The sequence below is a fragment of the Lewinella sp. genome, from assembly GCF_050633125.1.
In the GTDB taxonomy this organism is placed as follows: Bacteria; Bacteroidota; Bacteroidia; order Chitinophagales; family Saprospiraceae; genus Lewinella.
This window is the reverse complement of record NZ_JBOEFX010000038.1, coordinates 1-11,135: the sequence shown is the minus strand read 5'-3', so window position 1 is coordinate 11,135 and position 11,135 is coordinate 1. Positions and strand designations below refer to the sequence as shown.

General features: G+C 43.4%; 10 protein-coding genes and 1 pseudogene. 8 read left to right on the top strand and 3 right to left on the bottom strand.

The genetic code is table 11. From position 1 onward, the window contains the following. Positions 1 to 11: 11 nt before the first annotated feature. The 6 genes from ACRBG0_RS09470 to ACRBG0_RS09445 all read left to right on the top strand — a co-directional run bounded on the left by ACRBG0_RS09470 (position 12) and on the right by ACRBG0_RS09445 (position 6,065). Complete coding sequence (locus tag ACRBG0_RS09470; RefSeq protein ID WP_431486654.1) at positions 12 to 1,049, top strand: hypothetical protein; 1,038 nt, start codon at positions 12 to 14, stop codon at positions 1,047 to 1,049. Positions 1,050 to 1,091: 42 nt separating this feature from the next. Further along, positions 1,092 to 2,684, top strand: coding sequence for a hypothetical protein (locus ACRBG0_RS09465; RefSeq protein ID WP_431486653.1), 1,593 nt, complete (start codon positions 1,092 to 1,094; stop codon positions 2,682 to 2,684). A gap of 15 nt (positions 2,685 to 2,699) precedes the next feature. Further along, positions 2,700 to 3,299 (top strand): tetratricopeptide repeat protein, encoded by a 600-nt coding sequence (locus ACRBG0_RS09460; RefSeq protein ID WP_431486652.1) that lies wholly within the window; start codon positions 2,700 to 2,702, stop codon positions 3,297 to 3,299. Positions 3,300 to 3,321: 22 nt separating this feature from the next. Further along, positions 3,322 to 4,176, top strand: coding sequence for an ankyrin repeat domain-containing protein (locus ACRBG0_RS09455; RefSeq protein ID WP_431486651.1), 855 nt, complete (start codon positions 3,322 to 3,324; stop codon positions 4,174 to 4,176). Between the two features lie 116 nt (positions 4,177 to 4,292). After that, entirely contained in the window at positions 4,293 to 5,342 is a 1,050-nt protein-coding gene (locus ACRBG0_RS09450; protein ID WP_431486650.1) for an OmpA family protein, read from the top strand. 153 nt (positions 5,343 to 5,495) lie between these two features. Further along, a complete protein-coding gene (locus ACRBG0_RS09445; protein WP_431486649.1) occupies positions 5,496 to 6,065 on the top strand; it encodes a hypothetical protein in 570 nt (189 codons plus the stop codon). Positions 6,066 to 6,136: 71 nt separating this feature from the next. Here ACRBG0_RS09445 and ACRBG0_RS09440 read toward each other — a convergent pair whose 3' ends face one another. Together ACRBG0_RS09440 and ACRBG0_RS09435 are read right to left on the bottom strand one after the other, a co-directional pair. Further along, positions 6,137 to 7,012, bottom strand: coding sequence for a T9SS type A sorting domain-containing protein (locus ACRBG0_RS09440; protein ID WP_431486648.1), 876 nt, complete (start codon positions 7,010 to 7,012; stop codon positions 6,137 to 6,139). Positions 7,013 to 7,405: 393 nt separating this feature from the next. After that, on the bottom strand, positions 7,406 to 8,422 hold the full coding sequence (locus ACRBG0_RS09435; RefSeq protein ID WP_431486647.1) for a WG repeat-containing protein: 1,017 nt from the start codon (positions 8,420 to 8,422) through the stop codon (positions 7,406 to 7,408). A 313-nt stretch (positions 8,423 to 8,735) separates the two neighbouring features. On the opposite strand from ACRBG0_RS09435, the gene ACRBG0_RS09430 reads away from it, so the two are divergent. Together ACRBG0_RS09430 and ACRBG0_RS09425 are read left to right on the top strand one after the other, a co-directional pair. Continuing rightward, entirely contained in the window at positions 8,736 to 9,539 is an 804-nt protein-coding gene (locus tag ACRBG0_RS09430; RefSeq protein ID WP_431486646.1) for an MOSC domain-containing protein, read from the top strand. Between the two features lie 89 nt (positions 9,540 to 9,628). Continuing rightward, on the top strand, positions 9,629 to 10,486 hold the full coding sequence (locus ACRBG0_RS09425) for a M23 family metallopeptidase (protein WP_431486645.1): 858 nt from the start codon (positions 9,629 to 9,631) through the stop codon (positions 10,484 to 10,486). Between the two features lie 332 nt (positions 10,487 to 10,818). Here ACRBG0_RS09425 and ACRBG0_RS09420 read toward each other — a convergent pair. Beyond that, a pseudogene (locus ACRBG0_RS09420) lies at positions 10,819 to 11,135 on the bottom strand (pirin family protein); the annotation flags it as partial.

The window sequence follows — 11,135 nt, the reverse complement described above, 5'->3', positions numbered from 1 at the left end:
TCAGATAGAAAATGGGATTTTCACATAAGGTATACTCAATTGATAGCAATAATTCAATTGAAAAAACAGTAGCAGTTATCAAATCTATCCGCAAGGAGGCTATTAAAAATGAGAAAGTAACTTACTACTATGGATTCAAATTAGTTGATATTCATCAATATAGAAGTATTGAGAATAGTTATCCTCTCAATTCTCATGTTGAGTGGTTATGCTTTAATCTTAATGATTGCCCTGGTCGTTCTATCTCTGATTTGATTGCTCTTGAAAAAGTATACAAACGTTTTAGTTTTTACAGTCATAAACCAGTTGATCGCTTGAAGAATGATGATCTAGGGTATTCAGTTGATGGCGAATTAGTCAAAAAGGAAGTACGACTAATAATAAAGTTACCAAAGAAGAGCACTAGAGCAAAATTGTCACGGATTGACTTGGTGATAAAAGCTCTAAATGAGGAAGGGATATTCCTTATGAGTAAGCAAGACATAGAAAAAGCTTTCCCATATGTATTGGCAAAGAATAAGAGTGGCAAATTGATTAAAGACAGAAGATGGTCTTCAGGCAGTGGTTGGACGATAGAAGGAGGATCAAATTTTATCCGGATTCTATTTGAATGTCGTTTTATTGACCATCAAAAGTTGAGTGTTGGCTTATTGGCGAAAAAGTGTCATGATTGTTTATCAAAAATCACTACTGGGACAATTGGCTACAAAGGGATGTTTTATGTTACGGATGTAGATTACTTCTTGAAGGCCATCATAAAGAAACCTGAAATTAAACTGTCGACGAATGTCTATATTGACCTTAATAGAATGAGTGATTTTCAGATAAATGATTTACTTCAACTGAATTTGCGGCAAGGTGATGAGGAGATCATAATGAATGATTTTTCCTGGAAGTGGGGCAATTCTAATTGGAATAGCCTTGTTTTATATATAAATAAGGATAGTCACGAGTTTGAAATACAGATAAAATTAGAAGAAGCGGATGAGATAGTTCCAAGAATTGAACAAGTGATTGGCCATCGACTTATTTTTAGAGATTGGTCTTAATATTTTAGGTACAGAAAAGTACTTACGTTAAAAACTGAAAAAATGTTACGTTGTATTTGCGCACTTCTGATACTGCTTTTTATCACGACTTGGTCTATTGGCCAATCTGTTGATTATACGGATCTTGATTTTCACTCTGAGTTGGAAGAGGAAGTTTTGGCGGCGACCTTTTTTGAGAAATTGCCAGATTTAAAGTCGAAGGTTCGGTTTCTGCAAGCCGTAGACAGTACCGCTACAGAGGCAATAGCTACCGACCTGACGGCGCATATTGAGCAAATTGTAGCTGACCTGGAAGCTGCAAACCTGACAAAGAAGAAACCCTTGAAGGCGGCAAAACTATTGTATGCTACCGTCCACGAAAGGTTGCTGACGAAGTACGACGAAGACGCTCAGTTTGCGGATATCTTTACGAGTGGTAACTATAATTGTGTGACGGCCTCGGCCTTATATGCTTTGGTATTGGAAGAGTTGGATTTACCTTACGAATTGCACGAACTACCTACCCACGTTTACCTGGTCTACGATCCTGCCGGGGAATACTTGATCGTAGAAAGCACTGCTCCGAGCACCGGTATTTTTGAGTTGGACAAGGAAGATATCGCCAAAGAGTTGTTGGCTGAAAAGCTGATCAGTCAGGCGGAGTATGACCGAAAGACGGCGGACCAACTCTACGCTGACTTTATTGAGTCGGAAGACAAGATCATTGATTTAACGGGCATATTGAGTGACCTCTATTTCAACGCGGGTGTACTGGCTATGTATGAAGAGCACCACTCAGAGGCGGAAGCGTTGGCGGAGAAGGCCGTTTACCTGGCCAATAATGAGATGAAGATAGAGTTGTGGAGTAATAGCCTTTTATTACAGTTAGACAACATGCGCTTTGAAGAACCAGAGAGCTTTCGTGCTTTGTTTGCGCTGCAATATTTTCCGGATTACGAAGCGCTAGCGATGGAAGATTTGGTCATGAATTATGGCAATGCCAGCGAACAACTTCTAATTGCCACGAATAAGAAAGACCAGTACATGTCACTGCGGGAATACTTTTTGACTCATTTGCTACCAACAGCTACGGAGACCAAGGCAAGGCTTGATTTCAATCATTTTGTACAAATGGGCCGGCACCACGGCTTATTGGAGCGGTATGAACAAGCCTATGTTTATCTGGACAGCGCTTACCAGCTACAGCCGGACCATTTGCAGGTACAGTCTATGCTACGGGATCTGGTGTTCGGTAATATTAACAAGAAAGCGAATGAAGAAGACCCCTACATCTTGATGGATTACCTGCAAACAGAAAACCGTAGATTTCCCTTTTTGAAGGAGAACGAACGCTTTCGGCAGCTCTTGATGTTTAGCGAACTGGCCCCTGTAATTGAAAATTTTCAGGAAAACCAGGAAGAAGAGGCCTTGGCAGCTTACGAAGAGCTAAAGCCAAGAATAGCCTCCCTGAATGACGGGACAGAAGCTTCGATAATGGCCATCAGTGAGGTGTTTACGAATGCATCCAGCTATTATTTCCGGATTCTTGATAAGAACGAGGCCTTCCGTTGGTTGGAAGAAGGCCTAAAAGTACTGCCCGGAAACGAAGAAATTTTGCGGAAACAGGAGATGCTGGAGGAGTATTATGGGAATTAAGTAAACTCAAATAACATGGGACTATGGTCAGGTTCAGTGCCAGGGCACACCGGTACTCAGTTTAAGCACCGTAAGGGATTTGTGAAGCAAAAGGAATTGCTGCGCAAAAACCTGAAAGGAGGAAATAACAGAGTAGGGGAGTGGGACGGTAGGCTCGGCAAGCGTAATAATCGCAGAAGGGTAGCGCTCTATGTTTTGTTATTGCTCGTTTTGCCAGTGATGATATACTTAAGTTGGCAATTCTCTCAGCTGCTGACGACAACGGTACGGCAGGAAACACAGCAAAACTACAAACTGTACCAAGAGGAGAGGTATGAGCACGAGTCGGTAGAATATTGGAATATGGTAAAGTTGGGGAAAGTACACCTGAATAGCGGTGATTACGCCTACGCACGGCGATTGTACCAAGGTGCATTAGCGTTATTCCCCTACGCCTGGGATGCCAATGCTGGCCTGACGATGACCCTCACCAAAATGTGTGTCGAAAATGGCCAGTATTGCGAGGAAGCAAGGGCGTATTTGGAATTCTGTAGAAGCTTGCCGGATAGAGATGAGCGGTCGTTGGATGGATTGGAGGACGAAATGAACGGAAAATCAGCTTTAGTCAAGAAGTAATAAATGGAACTTTCAAAGATTTATGAGAAGATCGTTAACGGGTGAAAAAGGTAAAATAATGAGGACTTTGATTAAGTATGTTACCGTTTTAGCAATAGGCTTCGTGGTAAATTGTGAAGCAAAACCCCTGAATTCTAGTATTGAAAGGTCCTCTGCGAAGGTAGCTTATAATATTACCGCCGATACAATAGGGCAAGGTAGCGGTGCTATTTTGAGTGATGGGAGAGTAATTGAAATTGATGGATATGATGTATCCATGTATGATCTTGATCTCGAATATTTGGATGTTGAGGTCAGTGAATTGAATAAAGATTTCGTCTTGTGTATTGCTGCAACTGAATGTGATTTGGAGCTTACAAGGCGATTGCTAATTGACGGAGCTGATCCCAATATGATTTGTGATGTAGATCATATTTTAACAGAGGTGTCTTTCTGTGGAGAATATGCATTGGAAATTACGCAGGAATTTCTGAATACTGGTAGTAATGTTAATGGTGCCGATGAAGAAAATACATCATTCTTATCTTATTCGATAATGGATGATAATATAGAGTTGGTGGAATTCTTGTTAGATAATGGAGCTAATCCAAGTCAGCGCAGTACTGGGAGTATTGGATGTTTACCAGTGCATAACATTAAAAGTATTGAAATGCTCCTTATGTTAATTGAAAGAAAAATTGATATTACAACGCTGTGCGGAAATGGGAGAAACTTACTGCACCAGGCCATAAGAGACGATGATTCTACGGAGTTAGCAAAATATTTGATCAAAAAAAGACTGGTTGATTTAGGGGCTGAAGATGATAATGGGGAAACGCCATTGGATTATGCTATTCGGTTTAAGAGGACTGAAATAATGGATATTCTAAGTAATTAGCAGCTTGGCGTAGCAACTAGAATACATTACCATTTAGCTGTATTCTAATAAGAGTATCGTTAAATGAAAAGTATAAGTATCTGAACGGATTCAAACCACACAACACCAAGAAAACCATGAAAAACACCCTCCTTTTTTGCCTTGCCTTCCTTGTTAAGCAAGCCGCGTTTGGGCAGAATTTAGTCCCTAATCCGGGCTTTGAATATTGCGTAACTCCCATTAATAATTGGATCTTATCAGATATTTCGTTTAATAAATTGATGATCAACTGGTTTTCTCCGAATTCGGGGTCTCCGGATATTTTGCAAAAACCGGAATTGGGCAGAATGAGGAATGAACGCCCAAACGTCGATATAGATACCTATAGTCCAAGAAATGGTAATGTAATGATCGGCTTGAAGCTGGTGGGCTGCAATGATGGTGACCACTGTAAAGAGTACTTGCAGGTAGCGCTAAAAGAGCATCTGGAAATAGGGGAGAAGTATTACTTTGAAGTATGGACGAAGCCAATTCGTACCTCAATAAAGGTTAATAATATCGGGATGCTGTTCTCTATGGATAAGATTGAAAGGTTTGGAGAAGGCATTTTTGATTACCAACCCATGTTGAATGTTGATGGTGTGCTGGATAATAGTGTAGACAACGATTGGGTTAAGATTTCGGACACTATTTGTGCGGATAGTAGCTACCAATACCTTGTTATTGGCAATTTCTTCCTGGACAGACAAACGCAAAAAATAGCAGCGCCAGGTGGGATCGACTATGCCTATTATCTCTTTGATGATGCAATGCTGGTAAAAATAGGTGAAGATTGTAATAGGATATCAAGCATCATGAATACCAAAAATATTCAATTTGAAACCAATAGCTCTAACTTGAAAATTGATGCTTTTGGTGAGTTGAATAAATTGATTGCTTTTCTGGAAGACCATCCCGATAAGGAGATCAGGATAGAAGGCCATACGGACAATGTGGGTACCTCGGCGGATAATCAAAAGCTGTCTTCAGACAGAGCGAATGCGGTGCTTGAATATTTGGTAGAGAAAGCGATTGCTCGTGATCGGCTAATGGCAGTAGGAAAGGGTGATACGGTGCCAATAGCAACGAACGCAAATGAAGAAGGTAGAAGGATAAATAGGCGGGTAGAAATTGTTATCTTGAATTGATGAGTAAAGCTAGCCCCTGCGTGAGTGATGTGGAAGGGTGGCCCGCCGCAGAAGGGCCAGACAGCGACTGAAAAGAGCTGGCCGAGCGAATAGCGAGCCCTGTAACGTAACGACCCCAAAGGGGGCACGCCCAAAAATAAAGACACCAAAACTATGGGATGGAACGGACTGAAAATAGATGGCCACAGCGGCACCCAGTTTAAACACCGCAAAGGGTTTGAACGTCGTAAACGATGGGTACAGGAAAAAATGCGTACCCAGGGGAAAGTGCGAGAAGGAGGATATGCGCCACGGGAAAGAGCAAGGGGATACCCCAGCTGGGTGTACTATTCGTTATTGGTGGCGGCAGGCTTAATTGTACTGTTTTTCGCAGGGCAGTTTTTGGGAGAGACGGTCGAGACGGTGGATAAGTACCACGCGGGAATAGTGAGAGGTATGCAAGAACAACGCACCAGCAACTACAATCAACTGTTGGAATTGGCAGAAGGAAGCCTTGCTGGCGGCTACTGGGACGATGCCATTGATGATTTTGGCCGCCTAAAAGAAACCTTCCCTGAAAACTGGGCCGTCAATATAGGTTTGGCCAAAGCCTTGGCAGGGAAGTGTGCCGCAGAGGGAGAATCTTGCTCCCTGGCCAGGGAACAATTGATGCATTGCTATGGTCTGCCCGCAAAAGAAGGCGATGTTTTGCAGCAGTTGGAAGACCAACTGAAACAATATTGAAAGGCTTGTGCTTGGCTTGGTTAATCTCTTATGAGATGTAGTTAAAAAAAACGTGGAATTAAGGGGGGCNNTCAATTAGTCTTGATGAGCTTTTGTTTTAGGTTGCCCAATGTCAGGTAATAAACTCCTGTGGGGTATGCACTTAGATCTATTTCTTTCCTTGGTGTTTGGTGCACCTCTTCCTGATACACCCGTTGGCCCATCGAATTGTAGATAATCAATTTTCCTTGCAGTGGTTCTTCTTTCGACTGGATCGTGAAAGCGTCGAATACAGGGTTGGGAAATATCGAAATGCCAGTAGGGCTTATGTCTTCTGTACTTACAGGAATAAAATAGCATAGATCAATTCCCTCATTGGCCAAATCGACCATGTATTCCATGTCTACCCCCGTTTGGAAACAGAGTAGCTCCGTAGAAGAGCCGATACAGTTAGGAATGATGAAACTAGTGCTGCCAAGCCCCTTGATCCAGGGGGCTCCACCATCAAAATTGAAGCGTTCCCAGCGTCCTCCAGAAATTAGGGTAACGGAATCCTTGGAAGTTAGTTGATAGCTACAACCATTGATTTGGTCTTCGAAGAGGTCGCCTACTTCTAAAGAGAAGTCATAAATGATAATTTCAGGAAGGTCTCCTTCTTTTAAGAAGACCCTGCCCAAGCTGTCTTCTCGCATCAAAAAAGGGCTATCCTCCCAAAATGCTGCGTAATCAAACTGATAGCTGGTTTGGAGGCGGTAGTAGGTCTCATTATCTACCATTTCGGAAGCTCCGAAAGTGAATATAGTTGTGTAGCCTGTAGGGTGAGTATCAGGCCAGCTACCGATTAAGCCAGTGTCTGTATAATAGGACCAGAGCTTGTTTTGCTCAATCATTTGTTGGCTAGAAAGTGTGTTGCTCGAGAGAAGAAGGAATAGGGTGAAATAGAATAGAGGTAAGAAGTTATTTTTCATTACTTGAAATGTTTAGCGCATGTTTGGGACGGTTTCGTCACGAAAATAAAGGCTTTAGGGGGCTGGCGAAGCTGCGAAATTCGANNGGGCTAAGTGAGTATTTTGCAGCGAAGTCAGGTTCGTAAAATCTGGATTCGGAGTACGAACAAGTCACAAATATGCGCTTAGAGCGTCGTTAAAATTTTAGTCCATTTAAAAATAGCGAAAATAACTATTGATAATCAAAGAATTGTCAGTTTTAGCAACTGAATGACATAGGTTGAATACAGGGATTAAACTCCGCCTTTGGTTAGATTCATGAGTATACGCTAGCAAATCCCGTCTTCTTATAATCTCTTATAATCCCTCATATGGTTTAAAATAATCTTTGGCGCCCTTTGGTGGTTCAAAAGCCTACTCTTCGTGCCAAACCACCGCACCTTCCGTATCCAGATACGACCACTTACCATTTTTGGCTACCAAGGCGAGGCCATTCTGAAAACCATGTGCATGATCGTATTGAAAGGGAATGATCGTTTGCCCCCGTGCATCAATAAAGCCCCATTGGCCCTTTTCGCGTACGGGTGCGAGTCCTTCTGCAAAGTCGAGCGCCTGACTATAGCGGCAAGGGATGACCAAGTCCCCCCGCGCATCGAGGAAACCAACCTTCATGCCATCACTCACGCGAGCAAAACCATTATGGAAAGCCTCGGCGGTCAGAAACTGTGGTTTCGCGAGCCACTCACCGTCGGTTTGCAAATACCCCCAATGGTCGTTGATCACAATAGCAGCTAGCCCTTCCGTAAATTGAGGCGGATGTTCGGGCGACCAACGCCAACGTGCCGTCGTGACCACTTCGCCATCACGGTTGAGCAGGCCCCAGCGGCCATCTTCGATATATACGCCTACCTGGCCCATCCACGGCAGTGTGAGGTCGTAGTCGGGATCTACCATCCACTGCCCGGCGGTGTCGATGTAGCCAAAGTGGTTGCCCAGCTTGGCGGGGGCACGCTGATGCAGGAAAGGCGCCACCAAGTCGAAACTGAAATCAATGGCTACGGCGCCTTCGGGATCAATGAAGCCATACAATTGTTGGCTTTTGACAGCTGCGAGCCCGTCGCTAAAGTCCATCGCAAATTCATAGATACAAGGAATGCGAATACGCCCTTTGGGGCCAATGAATCCCCAGTTTTGAGCCAGCTGCACCCGGGCCCGTTCGGATTCAAAAGGAGAGATATGCCGAAAGAGGTGCCTGAGCAGCGGCCTCCCCAAGGTGTCAAGCGGCACCCAATGGTCGATCAACTCCACCAGCGCAAAACCATTGTGGAAGTCTTCAGCAGCCAAGTACTGCGGTTCAATAACAACTTGCCCTTCCCGGTCGATAAACCCAAAACGGCCTTGTTCGCGGATAATGTAACGATGGTCTTTCATGTGAGGGCGAAGATAAGCTGGACTTTTGGAATTTTACCTATGGTTGTAGAAGGATGCGGAGCGACTTTGTTGCTCCTAGAGGTAGAGCGATTTTTAGTGTACGCTTTCATATGTTTTCGGGAGAGTGTTGAGCCCCAAGCATATTCCCAAGGTTTGAAAAATAGGAAAGGAACTGTTCGCCCCCTTTACTTAGGCAAACAGTACACCACCGAGATAAAAGATTTCCCTAAATTTGAACAGCGGTGTGCATCCCTAGCATTGGTTGCCATCACACCAGCACCATCGCCAATAAAAAACTACGTAATTTAGCAAGATGAAGATCAAAGAACTTTGGATTTATCCCGTAAAATCAATGGCAGGCAACGCCGTGACATCCGCGACTTTGGCTGCCCGCGGTTTCCTAGATGATCGCCGCTGGATGTTGATCGACGAGAATGGCCGATTCATTTCCCAGCGAGAATATGCTCAATTGGCACGTTGGCAAGCTCGGACAGATGAGCAAGACCTGGTCTTGGAACACCTCGATACTGGCGAACAGCTGCGCATCAAAGAAGCCCGCGCGGATGAAGGCCCATTGGTAGAAGTCCAAGTTTGGGACGATCGATTTTCCGCCTGCCTGGTAGAGTCGATTTCAGGAGAAGACTTGAAGGCGGCTTTGGGTATTCCTTGCCGCTTGGTGTATATGCCCGAAGATTTTGATCGGCCGCTTGATCCCCGCTTCGCAAAAGGAGAAGAATGGGTGAGTTTTGCTGACGGTTATCCTTATCTGGTGGCCAACCAAGCCTCCCTGGATGCTTTGGCCGCAGAGGTAGGAGAGGAGTTGAATATGCAGCGTTTTCGCCCGAATATCGTAGTGGAGGGCCCTGCCGCTTTTGCGGAAGACAATTGGCAAGCTTTACAAATTGGTAAAGAAGCTTTCCGTTTGCCGAAACCTTGCTCCCGTTGTATCGTCATTACCATTGATCCTGAAACCACAAAAAAGAACCCCAGCGTATTCAGAAATCTGGCGGAAATGCACAGCCTGAACAACAAAGTCGTCTTCGGAATGAACGCTTGCTGGGAAGGCAGCGGTGAGGCTGTTTTGACAGTAGGTGAGGAGGTTGTGGTGCCGGTGTAAAGGTGTAAGGGTTGGGGAAGTGTAAGGGTGTATGCCGAAGGCCATGCAAAATGCAAATAATATATATTCCTAATCTCGTAAATCGATCAATGAGTAAATTAAGTTTCAAAAAAATAGTTGTACCGATAGCGCTTATCTTTGTTTCTTTTCAAGTGTTAAAAAAATGCTCGTTTTATGCTTTGCCAACAGAAAGGTTGTCAGCCTTTGAAATAGATATTGACGAGAGTTATGACAATGGTGAGTATCAATTAATCATCAGAAATCCAGTAGATTGTCCTTTGCGATTTTTTTTAAACTGCCAAAATGAAGAGGTAAATGAAATACTCAATGCTATTTCTCCTGTACTTCTTGGAGCAAAATCTGATACGAGTATAATCATCAAAGATAAAGGTGATCTAAAGGGGAAAATTGGATTAAGTTTGAAATGGGGGGATCCTGAACTTCCTATACTTTCCACTCAAATTGGAAGCCTTCCTTATCCAAGCGGTAAAAGCTATAAATTGCTACAGGGTAATAACTCAAATCCCACACATAATCATCAAGGATCAAGGTATGCTTTTGACTTTACATTAACTGTTGGAGATACAGTTACTTCAGCTCAAGATGGCTATGTTATTGGAGTTGTCGATGGTTATAAAGGATGGGGGATGAGTGATAAATGGAAGTCGTTTGGAAATCAAATTATAATTTATGATACGACATCTCATTTATTTACCATGTATGGTCATTTAAAACAACATGGAAGCTTGGTTGATGTAGGCGATTATGTAAGGATTGGTCAACCAATTGCATTGAGTGGCAAGACAGGACAAACTACGGAGGAGCATTTGCACTTTAATGTACTCCAAGCAGATCGTGGAAAAAGAGGGCTGAAATCATACGCTTTGGATTCTATAGGAACTTACAAAGTTGATCAACTAAAAAGGTGCCAATGGATGAAAAACTAACATGAGTCATCCCGAATTTTGGCTAAGGCCAAAATCCAGCCTGATTTTAATTTAGAAAAGGTCATTGAACATCTGAAAAGACTGATTTATCTGACTTTTTGTACGAAACCCCATGATTTCTATTAGTGAAATCATGGGGTTTCGTTTTTAACGATAAGTTTTGCGGTTGGTCAGCACGGATTTTGATGACAATCAAAATTCGAGATGACTCATATTCGTCTTTAATAGTATTTAATTCCCAACTTCGACTATAAAAGCCGATGTTGGGAAATTGATAAACCTGTCAACGTTATTTAGGGAAGCTCAGAAGCTCACTTACACCCCTAAAACCCCTATACCTCCATCGGTACATCCATCAACAACAATTTAGCATCGGCGGTAGCCTTGATCTCAAAGGCTTCCGTATCCCAGATGCCGAAGCCATCGCGCTTGCCGAGTTGTTGCCCGGCTACTTCAACTTCTCCTTCAATTAAAAAAGCATAAACGCCATTGCCTGAGTGTTTTATGTTGTATGTTCCACTCCATCCCTTTTCCAGGTCGCCCAGGTGAAACCATGCATCTTGGTGTACCCACACACCAGCGTCGTCTTTGCTGGGCGAAAGCACTTGCTGGAGCTGGTTCTTGGTATCGTTATTCGATAATGTAATCT

What these genes read in the sequence shown, in the direction of transcription:
- ACRBG0_RS09440 (WP_431486648.1), bottom strand. Translation starts at nt 7,012, where the DNA reads ATGAAAAATAACTTCTTACCTCTATTCTATTTCACCCTATTCCTTCTT.
- ACRBG0_RS09455 (WP_431486651.1), top strand. Translation starts at nt 3,322, where the DNA reads ATGAGAAGATCGTTAACGGGTGAAAAAGGTAAAATAATGAGGACTTTG.
- ACRBG0_RS09460 (WP_431486652.1), top strand. Translation starts at nt 2,700, where the DNA reads ATGGGACTATGGTCAGGTTCAGTGCCAGGGCACACCGGTACTCAGTTT.
- ACRBG0_RS09430 (WP_431486646.1), top strand. Translation starts at nt 8,736, where the DNA reads ATGAAGATCAAAGAACTTTGGATTTATCCCGTAAAATCAATGGCAGGC.
- ACRBG0_RS09435 (WP_431486647.1), bottom strand. Translation starts at nt 8,422, where the DNA reads ATGAAAGACCATCGTTACATTATCCGCGAACAAGGCCGTTTTGGGTTT.
- ACRBG0_RS09450 (WP_431486650.1), top strand. Translation starts at nt 4,293, where the DNA reads ATGAAAAACACCCTCCTTTTTTGCCTTGCCTTCCTTGTTAAGCAAGCC.
- ACRBG0_RS09470 (WP_431486654.1), top strand. Translation starts at nt 12, where the DNA reads ATGGGATTTTCACATAAGGTATACTCAATTGATAGCAATAATTCAATT.
- ACRBG0_RS09445 (WP_431486649.1), top strand. Translation starts at nt 5,496, where the DNA reads ATGGGATGGAACGGACTGAAAATAGATGGCCACAGCGGCACCCAGTTT.
- ACRBG0_RS09465 (WP_431486653.1), top strand. Translation starts at nt 1,092, where the DNA reads ATGTTACGTTGTATTTGCGCACTTCTGATACTGCTTTTTATCACGACT.
- ACRBG0_RS09425 (WP_431486645.1), top strand. Translation starts at nt 9,629, where the DNA reads ATGAGTAAATTAAGTTTCAAAAAAATAGTTGTACCGATAGCGCTTATC.